This window comes from Streptomyces sp. NPDC029014 (assembly GCF_055564695.1).
Genome location: NZ_JBVHVT010000056.1, coordinates 1 through 15,509 on the forward strand (window position 1 = coordinate 1; position 15,509 = coordinate 15,509).

Annotated in this window: 12 protein-coding genes and 2 pseudogenes; 4 read left to right on the plus strand and 10 right to left on the minus strand. The window is 72.5% G+C overall.

What is annotated here, in order from left to right; genetic code table 11:
• The 6 genes and pseudogenes from ACZ4VL_RS27110 to ACZ4VL_RS27135 all read right to left on the minus strand — a co-directional run.
• Positions 1–282: pseudogene (locus tag ACZ4VL_RS27110) on the minus strand (glyoxalase); the annotation flags it as partial.
• On the minus strand, positions 282–797 hold the full coding sequence (locus ACZ4VL_RS27115) for a helix-turn-helix transcriptional regulator (protein WP_468204819.1): 516 nt from the start codon (positions 795–797) through the stop codon (positions 282–284). The gene ACZ4VL_RS27115 and the pseudogene ACZ4VL_RS27110, both read right to left, overlap by 1 nt.
• A 295-nt stretch (positions 798–1,092) precedes the next feature.
• On the minus strand, positions 1,093–1,503 hold the full coding sequence (locus ACZ4VL_RS27120; protein WP_361101081.1) for a VOC family protein: 411 nt from the start codon (positions 1,501–1,503) through the stop codon (positions 1,093–1,095).
• A gap of 288 nt (positions 1,504–1,791) precedes the next feature.
• Positions 1,792–2,142: a hypothetical protein gene (locus ACZ4VL_RS27125; RefSeq protein ID WP_468204821.1), complete on the minus strand. Its 351-nt coding sequence runs from the start codon at positions 2,140–2,142 to the stop codon at positions 1,792–1,794.
• A gap of 298 nt (positions 2,143–2,440) precedes the next feature.
• The gene (locus tag ACZ4VL_RS27130) at positions 2,441–3,520 is read right to left on the minus strand and encodes a peptidoglycan-binding protein (protein WP_468204823.1); all 1,080 of its coding nucleotides are present in this window, start codon (positions 3,518–3,520) and stop codon (positions 2,441–2,443) included.
• A gap of 618 nt (positions 3,521–4,138) precedes the next feature.
• Positions 4,139–6,340 (minus strand): MMPL family transporter, encoded by a 2,202-nt coding sequence (locus ACZ4VL_RS27135; protein ID WP_468204825.1) that lies wholly within the window; start codon positions 6,338–6,340, stop codon positions 4,139–4,141.
• Positions 6,341–6,611: 271 nt separating this feature from the next.
• Here ACZ4VL_RS27135 and ACZ4VL_RS27140 point away from each other — a divergent pair, with 271 nt between their 5' ends.
• Both ACZ4VL_RS27140 and ACZ4VL_RS27145 read left to right on the plus strand, forming a co-directional pair.
• Positions 6,612–7,763, plus strand: coding sequence for a sensor histidine kinase (locus ACZ4VL_RS27140; protein WP_468204827.1), 1,152 nt, complete (start codon positions 6,612–6,614; stop codon positions 7,761–7,763).
• 17 nt (positions 7,764–7,780) lie between these two features.
• On the plus strand, positions 7,781–8,449 hold the full coding sequence (locus ACZ4VL_RS27145; RefSeq protein ID WP_468204829.1) for a response regulator: 669 nt from the start codon (positions 7,781–7,783) through the stop codon (positions 8,447–8,449).
• A 547-nt stretch (positions 8,450–8,996) separates the two neighbouring features.
• On the opposite strand, the gene ACZ4VL_RS27150 is transcribed toward ACZ4VL_RS27145, so the two are convergent.
• Positions 8,997–9,152: a hypothetical protein gene (locus ACZ4VL_RS27150; protein WP_468204831.1), complete on the minus strand. Its 156-nt coding sequence runs from the start codon at positions 9,150–9,152 to the stop codon at positions 8,997–8,999.
• Between the two features lie 353 nt (positions 9,153–9,505).
• Between ACZ4VL_RS27150 and ACZ4VL_RS27155 the strand changes: the two genes are divergently transcribed.
• A complete protein-coding gene (locus ACZ4VL_RS27155) occupies positions 9,506–10,993 on the plus strand; it encodes an alpha/beta hydrolase (protein ID WP_468204914.1) in 1,488 nt (495 codons plus the stop codon).
• A 253-nt stretch (positions 10,994–11,246) separates the two neighbouring features.
• Here the strand turns inward: ACZ4VL_RS27155 and ACZ4VL_RS27160 are convergent, their stop codons facing one another.
• Complete coding sequence (locus ACZ4VL_RS27160; RefSeq protein ID WP_468204833.1) at positions 11,247–12,014, minus strand: DUF6233 domain-containing protein; 768 nt, start codon at positions 12,012–12,014, stop codon at positions 11,247–11,249.
• A 118-nt stretch (positions 12,015–12,132) separates the two neighbouring features.
• Here ACZ4VL_RS27160 and ACZ4VL_RS27165 point away from each other — a divergent pair, with 118 nt between their 5' ends.
• A complete protein-coding gene (locus ACZ4VL_RS27165) occupies positions 12,133–12,543 on the plus strand; it encodes a RidA family protein (protein ID WP_468204835.1) in 411 nt (136 codons plus the stop codon).
• Positions 12,544–12,667: 124 nt separating this feature from the next.
• Here ACZ4VL_RS27165 and ACZ4VL_RS27170 read toward each other — a convergent pair.
• Both ACZ4VL_RS27170 and ACZ4VL_RS27175 read right to left on the minus strand, forming a co-directional pair.
• Positions 12,668–12,773: pseudogene (locus tag ACZ4VL_RS27170) on the minus strand (IS21-like element helper ATPase IstB); the annotation flags it as partial.
• A 618-nt stretch (positions 12,774–13,391) separates the two neighbouring features.
• Positions 13,392–15,275 (minus strand): serine/threonine-protein kinase, encoded by a 1,884-nt coding sequence (locus tag ACZ4VL_RS27175; RefSeq protein WP_468204837.1) that lies wholly within the window; start codon positions 15,273–15,275, stop codon positions 13,392–13,394.
• Between the last annotated feature and the right edge of the window lie 234 nt (positions 15,276–15,509).

Here is a 15,509-nt window from a genome sequence, read left to right on the forward strand (position 1 = left end):
GCTGTAGCCCCACAGCGACTTCGCGGCGGGCTTGAGGACGGTGGCGCCGGCGTCCACGGCGGCGCGGAAGAAGCCGTCGACGGTGGCCGGGTTGGTCACCGTGAGCCCCAGGGTGAAGCCGCGGAACCCGGCGGAGTGCGCCTCGGACGCCCGCAGGCGGACGTACGTGTCCACGCCGAAGGCGGTGTAGAAGCGGCGGGCGTCCTCGGGATCGGCCACCTCGAGGGTGACGGACGCGAGGGACGTGTGGGCTGCGGTGGAAGCGTTGGTTGCCATGACCATCACGCTAGGGGTCGGGCTGCGGCCGGGGCTTCTCGATTCCTGACCGGTCTCGCGACCTGCTTCGCCACGCCCGCCGGCATCCCCTCCACCTTGACGGCCGCGCCCGGCTCGTAGGCCGTACCCCCGGCATCGACGGCCGCCGCAGCGGCCGCCTGGCGCCGGAAGGTGCCGGGCGGCATGCCGACCAGTTCGGTGAAGCGGGTGGTGAACGTGCCCAGCGACGCGCAGCCGACCGCGAAGCAGACCTCGGTGACGCTGAGGTCGCCCCGCCGCAGCAGTGCCGTCGCCCGCTCGATACGGCGCGTCATCAGGTACGCGTACGGCGACTCACCGTAGGCGGCCCGGAACTGCCGACTCAGGTGCCCGGCGGACATGTGCACATCGCGAGCGAGCGCCTCCACGTTCAGCGGCTGCGCGTACTCCCTGTCGATCCGGTCACGCACGCGGCGCAGCCGCGCGAGATCCTCCAGGCGCTGCGCCTGCACGCGGGCACGCCTCCATTCAGGCCTACACATCAGGACCCTCCCCGTTGTCGTTCGTCTTCCACTGCCCTCGACGTCGTCGGGCGTCTGGGGCGCCCACCTCGGCGGGCACCCCAGACGCCCGGCAGTTGCTCGACCGGCCCGCCGGACTCGACCTACCGCTTGAGTAACTGCCCGAAAACAGCGGGACGGAGCCCAGCTCACAGCCGGTTCAACGAGACGCTGGCGAGCAGCCGACAGGGCAGGCACGTCTGCTCTGCTGCGCCTCGGCCGGCCTTATGGGCGGTCGCCATGTCGTCCCGCAGAGCCGCACCGACACCCGCAGGGCTCAGCGCAGTTCCTGGATGCGGACCAGGTTGCCCGCGGGGTCGCGGAAGGCGCAGTCGCGGACGCCGTACGGCTGCTCGGTCGGTTCCTGGACGACCTCGGTGTCACCGGCCTGGACCTTCTCGAACGTGGCGTCGAGGTCCGGGGTGGCCAGCAGGATCCAGCCGTAGGTGCCCTTGGCCATCATCTCGGTGATCGTGCGCCGCTCGTCCTCGGTGATGCCGGGATCAGCGGCAGGCGGCGCCAGAAGGATCGACGTACCGGGCTGACCAGCCGGCCCGACCGTGATCCAGCGCATCCTGCCCTGCCCGACATCGCTGCGGACCTCGAAGCCGAGGACGTCGCGGTAGAAGGCGACCGACGCGTCCGGGTCGTCGTGCGGGAGAGCGGTCGTGTGAATGGTGATGTCCATGACGAGCAGGCTAGACGCGGCTCCGTGAGCCGCGCTTCTCGATTCCTGATCGATCCGCACACCTCCGGACCCGACTTCGACCGGGACGCGGCGCACGTCGGTGTTGGCCGCGTGGGGGGACACTCCGCCAGTACCGGCTATCCCCGATGGCCGTCCCCGTACTCAGCCGGCCCGCCGACGGGTTCGGCGCCGTGAGCGCGCCGAACCCGTCGCGGTCAGGTGCACACACCTGGACCACGCCGACTCACCGGCGGGGCGTTCGTGGCCGGCCCACCCCCTGGCGTGCGGTCAGGCGATGGCGAGGCGTACCTGCGCATCCTTCGTGCCCTTGAAGGTGAACGAGAACTGCTCCCGCACCCCCGAGCTGCACGCGGACTTCGTCGTGTACTCGCCGTTGCCGGCGTTGATCCGGACGATGGCGCACTTGCCGTCGACGCGGGTGTCCTGGAGCCAGCCGGACACCTTCACGGTGTTGCCGGAGCAGCTCAGGGTCCAGCTGGCCGACGCCCCGTCGATGACGGGGGACGCAGAGGACGGGCAGGTGGCCGCGCTCGCCGGACCGGCTGCGCCGAGGGCCAGACCCCCGGCGAGGACGGCGGCCGAGACAGCGGACGTGAGGGTTCTGCGGACAGCAGACATGGGTGCCCCCTTCGGGCGGCGTGGTGACTGGAAGCGGACCGGAGCCAGGGTCGGGACCTGTCACCCGTCGAAAGGGCGGGTTGTCCGGGACCGCCGGCCGCACAACCAGCATGGCCGGGACGGCCGAGCGGGGGGAAGAGGATCCCGGCGGCTTGCCGAGGTGCATCGATGCACCCCGCATGCAGGCCCGTGACCTGGCGCTATGGCGACCATGGCCCTGCCTGGTGCATGTGGTCCGGACGCTCCTCCAGCGAGCCGGGTGCGGCGCCGTGTCCGAGCGGTGCGCGCGCCGCCCGCCCTACCTGGAAGCGGAGGGCGTCGGGCTGGTGGCCCTCTGGTAGTCGGGCGCCTTGACGGGCGGGAGCTGTTTGACCAGCAGGGCCAGCCAGGTGTCCACGTCGACCTGGCCGGTCACGGGCAGACTGTGAGTGCGCTGGAAGAACCGCACGTCGTCGCCGGTGGCCGCGGTGAACTTGCCCGACACCGCCGTGCCGCCCTGGCCCACGTTGTTCAGGAGTTCCTGCACGGCCCGCACCTCGGACGCACCGGATTGCGGTCCCACCTCCTTCACCAGCTCGGGCCAGGTCCGCACGCCCACCTTGCCGTCGGCCGGCAGGTCGTGCCGCTGCTGGAAGTCCATGACGGCGTCCCGGGTGTCCTGCCGGAAGAACCCGTCGGCCAGCAGCTTGTAGCCGTGCGCGTTCAACAGGTGCTGCAGGGCGCGGCCACGGGTGAACTGGTCCTCCTCACCCATGCGTAGTAACGGCCACGCGTACGGTGTCCTGCCCGCGGGAGCGGCCGCGGCCGCACCGCCGGCCGCAGCGTTGTGGCCGCGGCCGGAGAGCTGCTCCTGCACGACCATTCCCAGGGCGAACGCCACAACCACGGCCGCCGCGACGAACATCGGCCGCAGCCGCCGGGAGCGGTGCCCGCCGCGAGCGGCGCGCACATCAGTGCCCTGCGGGGCAGCGTTACCGGGGCGGCCTGCATCGGGAGCGGGGGGCTCGCCGGATCCGTCGGGGGAACCCGCCGGTGCGGTGCGCTCCCCTCCACCGTCGAACACCTGTGCACGGCCGTTCCCCAGCAGTGCGGCCCGGCACAGCGTCCTCGCCGGTTCGAGGTCGGCCGTGGGGGCGTGCAACTGGGAGTGCAGGGCCTCCACCACCCTCATGGACGCGGTAGAGGGGTGTTGGGGGTTCAGGTAGCGCGAGAGGGTCGTCTGGTCGACGCCCAACTTCAGGGCCAGGGCCTGCTGCGTGGGCCGACCGCCGCCGGCCCGGCTTCCGGCCTTCTCCCACCAGCGGCGCAGCATCCGCGCCAGCTGCACCCCCGCGCTCCCACCCTGGTCCCGGCCGGCCGTCGCTCCTGCAGCACGCACGTGTCCCTCCCCGTCGTCGTGTGGAACAGCCGGGGCCTTCGCACCGCCCTGCATCGCGGCATAACCGCAGGTCAAGTCAGCGCATAAGCACAGGCGTGCATGCATCGGCCTCAGCGGCGCTGATCGTAACGACACGGTCGCGCTCTCCGGCACAGCCGTCCGCCGGCCGAGCACGCCCCCCGTCCGGCTCCAGCCGTTCCGCGGCCGTATGACGAAGCCAACTGCGGCCACGATGTGCGTTCACCCGGACGAGTGTTGTGGAGCAGCGCCCTACGAGGACGGACGCGCCCCTGCCGGGCACAGCTGGGCCTTGGACGGTCGGGTCGTGTTCCGAACGCCGTTTTCCTGGACGCCTCGGCGCTGCACGGCTCGCCTGATGCCGCCGGGGTACCACCCATCACCCGCGGTGCGGCTCGACATGGGCGTCGCTGTCGGGCCGGGGACCTCGTGGTTCGATCAGTGTCCAACCAGTTCCTGCCGTCGTTGTGGCGGGGTCAGATCGCCACGGCGACGGCGAGTGCCGGACGCCCGACCCAGCCGAACGTCCCCGGGCGCCGGTGCGCGCGGATCCCTTACGTAACCCCGCCCGCCCGGCGCCCCGCGCATGGCGCGCCGTGCTCAGGGAACCAGGACGCGTTCCGGCGCCTTCGCTCCCGGACTCGGCCGGGACGCCGCCGGCCGCGGCCTCACGGGCCACCAGACGGCCCGGCCCAGGAGCACCGCGCACGCTGGTACCAAGACGACCGACAGGACGAAGGCGGAGAGCAGGATCCCGAGCGCCGTCGCGAAACCGATCTGTTGCGTGGCCTCGATCGGGTTGACCGCGAGGCTGCCGAAGGAGGCGGCCAGCACCAGCCCGGCCGTCGCCACGGCCGGCGCGGTGTGCCGCACCGCCCTGGTCACCGCATCCCGGGCCGGACCGGGCCGTTCCATCTCCTCCCGGATCCGGTCGGTCACCAGGATGTTGTAGTCGGTGCCCAGCGCGACGACGAACAGGAACAGCACCAGTGGCAGCGTGAAGGCCACGCCCGGCCGGTCCAGCCCGTGCTGGAAGACGAGCGCCGCGGCACCCAGCGTGGCGGTGAACCCCAGGCCCACCGCGAGCATCAGGATCAGCGGGGCGAGCAGGCTGCGCAGCAGCAGGAAGAGGATGAGCGCGATCAGGGCTGCCGCGACCGGAAACACCAGGCGCAGGTCCTTCTCCACGGCCGTCGCGACGTCGGCGAGTACCGCCGCGGTGCCGCCCACGTGGACCTCGGTGCCGTTCGGCCGGTGAGCCGCGACCGCGTCGCGGACCGCGCCCGACGCCAGGTCGCGGGCCCCCTGGCCGTGCGGATCGGCGTGCGGGAACAGGTCGAGGCGCGCCGCCAGACGGTCTTGGCTCAGTACCGTCGGGGCGACCTGACCCACCCCTTCCAACCGGGCGAGCGTTCCGGCCAGCGCGTCGAGCCGGCCGGTGGTGAGCGGTGCGCCGTCCGAAGCGGTGACGTACACGCTGATCGGGTCGGAGACGCCGGCCGGCATGGCCCGGGAGATCTCGGCCGCGGTGGCAGCGGCGGCCGTCCGCTCGCCGCCTGCCCCGCCCGACCCGTAGTCCATCCGCATGCCGGCCAGGCCCGAGGCGAGGGCGCCCAGCAGCGCCACGGAGGCCAGGATCGCCGTGAGGGGCCGTTCGCCCAGCCAGGTGCCCAGCCGGGCGGCTGAGCCGCCGCGGGGCTCGCGCTGGTGGGCCCGTGACGGCCAGAACATCGTGCGGCCGGTGACGGCGAGCAGGGCCGGCATGAAGGTGAGGCTGCCGAGGAGCATCACCAGCACGGACACGGCGATGGCCGGGCCGAGCATCCGGAACTGTCCGAAGGAGGCCACCCCGAGCGTGGCGAACGCCGCGACGATGGTGAGCGCCGCCGACGTCACCGCCGTACCCACGCGCCTGGAGACCTCCGCCGCCGCGTCGCGTCCCGGCTGCTCGGGCCGCCGGCGCAACTGCTCGCGGAAGCGGAACAGCAGGAAGAGGAAGTAGTCGATGCCGATGCCCACCAGTACGACGTTGATGAGCTGCGGGGTGGACGGGTCGAGGGCGACGCCGGTCAGCATCGCGACGCCGACCACCGTGCCGGTAGCCGCGCCGCCGATGACGGACACGACCAGGAGCGGCAGCAGCGCGGCGAGCACGCTGCGGAACACCAGGACGTGCAGCAGCACGATCACGCCGAGCATCGCGACGGCGATGACCCGGGCCCGCGTCTCCTGGGCCTCGACGTCGTCGACGGTGGAGGCGAGGCCGCCCGTGTAACCGGTCCGGAATCCGGCCGCGGCGAACCCGGCCCGAGCCTGCTCGCGGAAGGCCCGGTAGGTGTCCTGGAGCCCGGGGTCCTGGGGGTTGCCCTTCATTTCCACGGACAGCAGCCCGAAGGCGCGGTCCGGGGCGGTCACGGCCGGGGCGACCTTCGGGGTCTGAGAATGGTCCTGGGCGAACGGCGTCTCCTCCTCGGGCTCGGGCATGGCCACCCGGTGGGTGCCCAACTTCGCGGCCTCCTCGGCGATGCGCCGTTCGTCGGCCTCGCTCAGCTGCCCGCCGTCCCTCCGGGCCACCAGCACGGTGAGCGTGTTCGCGTCCGGCTTCACCCCGAACCTCTCCTCGGCGACCTTCAGGGCTGCCGCCGAGTCGTAGGACGGGGGCAGGAACGCGCCGGTGTTGCTCTGGGTGGCGCGGAAGACGAGCGCCTGGCCGGCGATGGTCAGGGCGATGCCGAGCACGGCCCAGACGGCTATCACCTTCCACGGGTTCCTCGTCGAGAACCCGGTCAGGGCGCGGATCACGTGACTCCTCAGGTCTGCGGGGTGGACCGGGGGTTCCCGGCCGGTCTCCAGACCACCAGGTACGGGCCGTGCGATCGTCGGCGCACGGGAGGAACTCCACCCCGGGAGCAGGGTCCGGAGGCCGGCCCCGACCAGGACCCCGGTCCTGGTCTGCCACCGGCCTGCGGGAGGGCGGCACCAGCCGGCCCGCCTGCCAGAATGGATCGACAGGAACCGGCCCGAACCGCCCCGCACCGGTCGGAGGCCGGCCGGCGGGGAGGGACCGGCAACGATGAACAGAGGCGCCGACACGCTGCGCTGGACGCGCAACGACGCACTGGTGGCGATCGGGGCCGCCGCGGTCGACCTGTTGGGCTTCTCGCTCGGCACCCAGTCCGAAGGGATGCCCCTGCCGATCCCGGCCGCCTGCGCGCTCGTGGCGGCGGCCCTGTGCCTGCTCGCCCGCCGCCGCCACCCCGTCACCGTGCTCGCGACGGTGCTGCTCCTGGGGGTCGTGCCCAACCTGGCCATACCGGACGACTCACCGCGCTTCCCGCTCGGGCTCGCCGCCGCCCTCTATGCGGTGGTCCGGTTCGGCCGCCCCGCCGTCGCCGCGGCTTCCGTCGTCCTGACCGTGCCGCTGGCCTCGCTGGGGCAGGGCGGGACGCTGGTCCCGGCAGGCTGGTCCGTCGTCGCCAACGCGGCTGCCGCGACCCTGGTCGCCGCCGCGGCCGTGGTCGTCAACCGCTGGCAGCGGGAGGTCGAGGCCAACCACGCCTTCCGGGCCGAGCGCGCGGTCGCCGAGGAACGACGCCGGATCGCCCGGGAACTCCACGACATCGTCGCCCACCACATCACCGCCATGCAGCTGATGGCGGGTGGCGCGCGCGCCAACCTGGCGCACGACACCGAGGCGGCTCGCGAGGCCCTCGTCGCCCTGGAGGACTCGGGCCGCGTCGCCCTGCGTGAGATGCGCCAACTCCTCGACGTACTACGGGCCGGAGAAGAAGCGGACGAAGGCCCGCCGGCTCCCCAGCCGGGCACCGCGGACCTGGAGCGGATCGTCACCGAGTCACGGCTGGCCGGAACCGAGACGGACTTCACCGTCGAGGGCACGGTCCGCCCGCTGCCGCCCAGCGTCGGCCTCACCCTCTTCCGCATCGTGCAGGAGGCACTGACCAACACCCGCAAGCACGCGGGGCAGGCGCGGGCCCAGGTGCGGCTGACGTACCGCCCGGACGAGGTCCGCGTGGAGGTGAGCGACGACGGGGCCGGTCCACCGCCGTCGGCCGCCCGGCCCGCACCGGGAACCGGGTACGGTCTGATCGGAATGCACGAACGCGTAGCCCTCCAGGGCGGAACCCTGGAGGCGGCCGCACGCGACGGCGGCGGATTCCGGGTGGCGGCCCGCCTTCCGATACCGGCGGGCCGGGGCGGCGAGTGAGAGGGACGACGACACCGATGATTCGTGTGCTCATAGCGGACGACCAGCCCCTGGTACGGCGGGGTCTCGCCCTGATCCTCGGCCCCGACCCGGAGTTCGAGGTGGTCGGCGAGGCCGAGGACGGCGCCCGCGCCGTCGCCCTCGCCCAGGACCTGCGACCCGACGTGGTCGTCATGGACATCCGGATGCCCGTCCTCGACGGCGTCCAGGCCACCGCGGAGCTGGCGCGCACCCTCCCCGAGGTCCGCGTTCTGGCGCTCAGCACCTTCGACATGGACGAGTACGTGGTCGCCGCCCTGCGCGCGGGAGCCCACGGCTTCCTCCCGAAGGACGTCTCACCGGAAGAACTCGGCGCCGCGGTCCGCACCGTGCACGGCGGCGAGGCGGTCGTCGCACCCCGGCTGCTCACCCGGCTGCTCTCCGCCTACGTGCGGACCCCCGTGCCCGCCCGCCCGGTCGCGGCCGCGGTCCCACTCCACATGACCCCGCGCGAGCGGGAGATCTGGCAGCTCCTGGCCACCGGCCTCGACAACGCGGAGATCGCCGCGGACCTGGACATCAGCGTCTCCACGGTCAAGAACCACATCACCGGCATCTTCGGCAAGCTGGGCGTCCGCGACCGCGCCCAGGCGGTGATTGCGGCCTACGAATCGGGCCTGGTGGAGGCGGGTTGCGGCAGCGGTTGACTCAGCCGCTACGACCAGGACGGGAAACTGCGCGCGGTCGGGGCCTGGCTCAGGCTCTTACGGGCGTTGTGGGGGGGCGTGACAGGGGGGTTCCGGCCGGGGCGCCCGGGCCGATCAGCCAGCCGTCGGTACGGGGGGCTGCCCCTGCCCGGCCGGCCACCGTGTATCCCGCCCGCCCCTTCCGGTCCCGAGCCCTTCGCCGCGGCGGGCCTCGCCCACGGCGTCCGCGACGTGACACGCACCGATGAAGTACCTGCTCTGCCTCCCGGGGGTGCAGTCGGGCACCGGCCCGCTCCTGCTTGTCGGCGGCTGCCGAGCGTGCGCGGAGAGCTCCCTTCCTCGGCCTTGGCGAGCCTGATCCCCTCTCCTGCAGATCGCCTTCCTCGGCGACCGCGTGGCAGGCAGCACTGACAGCGGCCGCGGTGCGGGCCGTCGGCGCCGCCTGCCGGTAGGCGGCCAGCTCCGCCTCCGACCGTTCCAGCACTGCGCTCATCCGGTATCAGGGGCACTTGGGCCTGGATGCCCTCCCCGAGACGGCGTGCCGGGATCAGGCCCACCGGCACGCCACGGAGCCGAGCAGCAGCGCGATGGTGTCGGCGGGCACGCACAGGTGCAGCCCGCGCGTGTACGTGACCGGCCGCGCCAACGGCCGTGGGGGCCGGCGGAATCGGGTGGGACGGCTGGAGTCGGGGCACCTGCTCATCCTGTCAGTGGGACGAGCGCGGCGGCCCCCCCCCATATGGGGGAGAGCGATCCCACTGATGGGGGAGGCCGCGGGACCTTCTCCACTGCCAAGGTGGCTTCGTCATCAGCATCGACGGCCATGACCTCACGAAGGACCGCGGTGGCATCCGGGTGGAGGACCGGCTCACCGTGACCGTGCGGCCCGGCGGGCCCGGGACACGACCCCGGCACCGAGTCCCGGCACAGGCCAGGGCCCCGATGGTGACCGGCCGCGCAAGCTCGTGCGCATTCGCGCGCACGGCCCACCGCAGAGACCACGCGACCACGCGGATGCCGCGGCCGGCCGTCAACACCTCTACCTCGGAGACAATGATGAAGCACAGACTCGCCGTGGTACTGGGCGTCCTTTCGCTCAGCGCGACGACATGCCTCGCCGTCGCCGGTCCAGCGTCAGCGACAGCGACAACACTCTCCTGGCATCCGTGTGCCCAGCCCGACGGCCCCGCCGACCAGCAGTGCGCTGATCTGTCCGTCCCCGTGGACTACCGGAAGCCGGACGGCGCCCGCCTCACCCTGCGCGTCACCCGCCTGGTCAGCGACCGCCCGGCCGCCCGGCGCGGCACCCTGCTGGTCGTCCCGGGCGGCCCGGGCGGATCCGGCGTTGAAGCGCTCGCCCAGACAGGACCGGCGCTGCGCAAGGCCTTGGACGGCGCCTACGACCTGGTCAGCTTCGACCCGCGCGGGGTGGGTGGCTCCACGGCAGTCGGCTGCGGGCTGAGTGCGGACGACCGGGACGTGATGAACCTCCGCAGTTGGCCTGGTCCCGGCGGCGATATCAGCGACAGCGTCGCCCGCGCCCGTCGCATCGCCGATGCCTGCGCCCGCAACGGCGGTGCCGTGGTACGCAGTTACTCCACGGCGAACGAGGTGCGCGACATCGAGCGCTTCCGCCAGGCCCTCGGTACCTCGAAGCTGTCGATGTACGGGGTCTCGTACGGCACGTACGTAACCGCCGCCTACGCGCAGGGGTACCCCGAGCACACCGAACGGGTGGTGCTCGACAGCACCGATGATCCCGACCCGGCGCGAGTGGAACGCGCTTGGCTCGCCAACACGGCGGCCGGTACCGACGAGCGGTTCCCCGACTTCGCCCGCTGGGCCGCCGACCCCGCCCGCGACCGCGACGGGCTACGGCTGGCCCAACGCGTCAGTGAGGTGAGGCCGTTGGTGCTGTCCCTCGCCGACCGACTGGACCGCACGCCCCGCGCGACCACCACGCCGCACAAGCCGCTCACCGGCAACATCCTGCGCCAGGCCGTCCAGCAGGCGCTCACCTACAGCGACGCCGACTTCCCCTGGCTGGCCCAACTGATCAAGGCGGCCGAAGACCCCCACGCCACACTCGCCCTGCCCCCCGGATACGCCACGCCGATGCCGGACCGCGACGCCGCCGTGTTCACGGCGACGCAATGCAACGACGTGAGCTGGCCCCACGACGTTCGCGGCTACGCCCACGCCGTGGCCACCGACCGCATCCGGCACCCGCTCACCGCAGGACAGCCGGTGAACATCACCCCCTGCGCCTTCTGGCACACCGAGCCGACCGACAAGCCGGTCCGCATCACCTCGGACGGGCCGTCCAACATTCTGATGCTCCAGAACCTCCGGGACCCGGTCACGCCCTACTTCGGCGCCCTGCGCATGCGGGCGGCCCTCGGCGACCGAGCCCGCCTGGTCACCGTCGACCGCGGCGGCCATGGCTCCTACCACGCCGACGGCAAGGCCTGCGGTGACCGGGCGGTGACGGGGTTCCTCCTGACCGGGCATCGCCCGCCGGCCGATCTACGGTGCACGGCGTAGCTGCGACCCGGGGCCAGAAGCGCTCCGGCGACATCGCATGGCACACCTCGCAGAAGGAGGCCCTGGGCAGCCCTTATGACCCGTGCCCGATCGTAGACGATCAGGCGTGACGCGCCGCGGCCCATCGTCAGGCTGCCGCTTGCCACACTGCAGTGGGACCGCCGCGGTGGGGCCGCCGCCGGAGACGGAGAGGCGGGTCCTTCGTCCGTTCCCAGGTCGCGGTCGCTTCCGATTACCGGGCCGCGGCGCGGGATCACGCCGTGCTGCGCACGCCGTACCTGTCGGGGGTGCGGGTGAGCGAGCTGGTGCGTCTGGACCCGTGCATCCGGGGCTGGGGCCGTCGGGAAGCTGCATGTGCGGTTCGGGAAGTCGGCGAACCCGTCGGGGCTGCGGCCGCGGTGGCCGCCGCTGCTGGAGGCCTGGACCGGTGATGACCCCGACCGGGCCCTCTCGGCCCGCTTGCAATGCCGGGCACCGACCGTGCTGATCCTCCTCGGAGCCGATCAGGCCCTGCGCATCGCCGCCTCCCCACGCCTTCGGCGAGTGCCTGCTGCGCTTGGCCGGAGGGGACGGGGGCGGTGCGCTTGCCGGTGGCCCAGCAGTCGCCGGTATGGAGCTGGACCGGTGGCCCTCGGCGGCCGCGCACGCTTGTTCTGCCCCGCTCAGTTCCGCCTCGGAGATGCAGAAACCCCCGCCCGGTAGTCAGCGCCTGGGGCCTGTGCGACGCGGACGCGGTCCTGGACGCCGAGCCCCAGCCGCCGGGGCTGACGGACGGGCGGCGCGCGAGGGACGCCTGCTCGTTCACGGGGTTCCTATGACGTGGCCGGCGGTAGGTGTCGGTTGAACCACAGCCGGCTGAGCAGCGGCGGTAGCTCGACCACGGTGTCCGAGGACGTGGTGTAGCCGCGGTCGGCGACCTGCCGTGCGAGGGCCTCGGCGCCTTCCCGGTCTCGCTTCGTTGATCACTAGCAACAGCGTTTCTCCACGGGTTCCGGAGTCGGTTGGTGATCACCCGGTCCACGGGTGTCGACCAGAAACGACGGCATTGCCGAGGGGTGCGAGAAAAGGGGAGGCGGGTGCCAACGGGTCGTTGACAGGATGTCCGCGCTCAACTTCCGATGGGAAAGGACCCGACGACCGTGGCTCATGCCATCACGCTGATCCGCTCCGCCTCCCTGTCCGACATCGCCGAGTACGCCTATGCAGCCACGGCGCCCGCCGACTCCCGCCTGATCTTCCTCGCAGGGGCGTGTCCCCTCAACGACGACGGCTCGACGGCAGCGATCGGGGACTACGCGGGTCAGGCATTGAAAGCAGTCGAGAACATGCAGGCTGCTCTTACCGCCTCCGGCGCGTCACTCCAGGACGTCATCAGTACCAGGGTTCTCGTCGCATCGGCCCGGCGGGAGGATTTGGTGGCCGCCTGGGAGGTAGTCCGGGACTCGTTCGCTGACCATGACGTCCCCAGCACCTTGATGGGCGTCACCGTGCTCGGCTATAAGGACCAGCTCGTCGAGATCGAGGCCGTAGCCGCCGTGCTCGACTCTTGAGGCCCATTGCCACACCGCGGCGACCGAGCTGGCTGGAACGGAAGTACCTGACGGGAGCACCACGAACGCGCGACCGCCAGCCGCCGGTCAGGGCGGCTGACGGTCGCGGCAGGAAGCGGCGGACTCAGCTGGCCTTGGCGTGCTCCTCGGCTCGTGCTCGGGTGCTGGCGAGGCGGTAGGAGTCGGTGCCGGTCTCGATGATGGTGCCCATGGGTGAGGCGGTCGACGACGGTGAAAATGCCCAGCCACGTCTGGAGCGCGTACGCCGGAAAGTGCTACGGGGCATCCGTTGCGCGAGCTGGCCCGGAAGCGTGGCAGCGCCGGGCTGGCGCCCGCCCGGTGGGCGGCGGCCGGCTTGGGCCAAGGCGGTGTGATGGCGTCCAGGAGTGCGGGAGGATCGCCGGGTGACTGCCGAGACCACCGTGGCGGTACCCGACGCCCCGGCTTTACCGGGCGCCGTCGATCACCCCGAGCCCTGTCCTGCGGGGTGTATACCCCGAGCATGGCGGCGGCACGCTCGCCTCTAGCCGGCCGCTTCTGGTACACGGAGCCGGCGTGCTGGAGAGCAGGGTCGAGAAGGGCGACAGACGGCCTGGGGCGCCGGGGGCTGCGAGCGTTGGGTGCTGGGCCGCACGGACGTGGCCTGCGTCGGCGGCGTGCCGGAGGAGGCGGCACGCCGCCTCCGTGTCACCCGCCTCCTGGCGTCGGGCAGCCACTTCGCGCATGGTCTCGGGCGATCCGTCTGCCAGCGCGCGGGCCAGGGCGTCGATACGCGATCACGCACGTGGGCCTGGACACCTGCGGGGCTTCGAGCGCGCCCCTAGCCCGGGAGGGAATCGACCATGCTGTCAGCGCAGGCCGAACCCCCATGAGCGGCCCGAGCCGGAAGCACGCCGCTGCTCCCGCATGCCCTTGCGGAACTGCTTGCGGGCCTCCGTCACCTCCCGGGTCAGCCAGTGGCTGCCGCCAAAGGCGGTTTCCACCCGGTGCAGCAGCGGCTGGATCATGGCCAGGGCCTGCTCCGGGTCACCCGCCTGTCCGATGCTGCGGGCCACCCGGTACGCCACCTCCGCGTCGCCCCGCTCGGCCAGCTCGTCCAGGTTCGAGTACATCTGGCGGTACAAGGCGGCGGCTGTGTGGAAATCGCCTGTCAGCCAGGCGTTGTGGACCACCCGGTAGCGCAGGTCGTCCGACTCGCCCCGGCCGTAGTCCGCCAGCAGCAGCTCCGGCACGAGGGGCGCCAGCAGTGCGTACTGCCGGGCCGCTTCCTCGGGAGTGCGCCGCGCCCACGTCTCGTCCAGAACTCCGGAACCGCGGTACGAGGCGCAGGCCAGGTAGTAGCGAGCCGCCAGGGTGACGGAGTTGGAGGCGCCGAGCACCCGGGTGGCCTGCTCGATGATCTCAAGGAGCTCGCCCTCGTACCGGAGGCCATCGCCGGGGCCGTATGCCGCAGCCTCGCCGACGCACACGGCGCGTGCGGTGATGGTCTCCCGGTGGTCCACTCCGAAGACCCGCATCATGCGCGGCAGGATCCGTTCCAGCTCGTCCGGCATCTCGCGGCGGACGGCCCACGCCCACAGGGTCGTGGCCTCCACGGTCAGCCAGTCGTCAGGGCCGAGCTCTGCGGTGAGGTCCTGGGCAAGCACGCGCAGCCGGTCGCCGTAATCGGCCGGACTGTCGTGACGGGTCGCCACGAGCTGCTCGACACGCCGGTCCAGCAGGAGGCGGATCGGGTCGCCTGCCGGGTCGGCCGGGGTGCGCACGTCGAGTGCGGCCTCGTGGACCGTCGGAAGGTGGGCGGGGCGCGGCGGGATCGGTCCGGGAGCGTTCACGACGGTCGCGGGCGGGATGCCGGCAGCAGCCCCGGCCGGGGCGGCGGCGGCCTGCGCGTGCGCGATGTCCCTCAGGCGGCGGACCACCTCCTCCGCGTTGGCGGGACGCTGCCGGGGGTCCTTGGCGAGCAGGTCCAGGACCAGCCGGTCGAGCGCGGCGGGAATCCCGGGACGCAGGCCGCTCGGGGCGGGCGGCGGGACCTGCAGGTGCTGGGCCAGCAGCTCGTGCAGCTCACCGCCGGTGAACGGCAGCCGTCCGGTGAGCAGTTCGGCCAGGACGCAGCCCAAGGCGTAGAGGTCGGCCCGCCCGTCCACCGGCGCCCCGTCCGCACCGCCGGTCCAGCGCTCCGGAGCCATGTAGGGGAACGAGCCGATGATCATGCCGGTGGCCGTCAGGTTCGTGAGGGCTGGCGCCGGTCCGCCCTGTGCCTTGGCGATGCCGAAGTCGAGGACCTTCACGACCCCGCTCTCGGTGACCATCACGTTGGCGGGTTTGACGTCCCGGTGCACGATGCCCGCCCGGTGTGCGGCGCCGAGCGCGTCGGCGATGTGCACGGCCCACTCCAGGACGTCCGCGACCTCGGGGAGGCCGGTCCTCAGGACGGTGGCGAGGGTGTCTCCCTGGACCAGCTCCATGACCAGGAAGACCATGTCCTGGCCCTCCCGCAGGCCGCGGCCCACGTCGTGGACGGTGGCGATGTTCGGGTGCGAGAGGTTTCCTGCGAGGTTCGCCTCCCGCTCCAGCCGGCGGACGTCATCGGCGGTACCCGGGTATCCGATCTTGACGGCGACCCACCGGCCGACCCGGTTGTCCCAGGCCCGCCACACCTCCCCGAAGCCTCCGCGGCCGAGCAGTTCCTCCAGCTCATAACGGTCTTCGATCCGTTCCCGTACCTGCACCCCGACGCCTCCTGTTCCGCGGCCCCGTCATTATGCGGGAGGGGTCACGGTCGAACGGAGGCGGCCTGACACTCCTTCAGCGACCGTGCTCACCGTCGTCGGCCGGGCCGGAACACGGCAGCTCCCGGGCCGCTACGGCGCGACGCGCGTCGCGCCCTCGGCCGGGGTGAGGAAGGCCGTCACGGTGGCCTCGTCCACCTCCTGGAGGGTGGCCGGGGGACCAGTGGGGGTTCC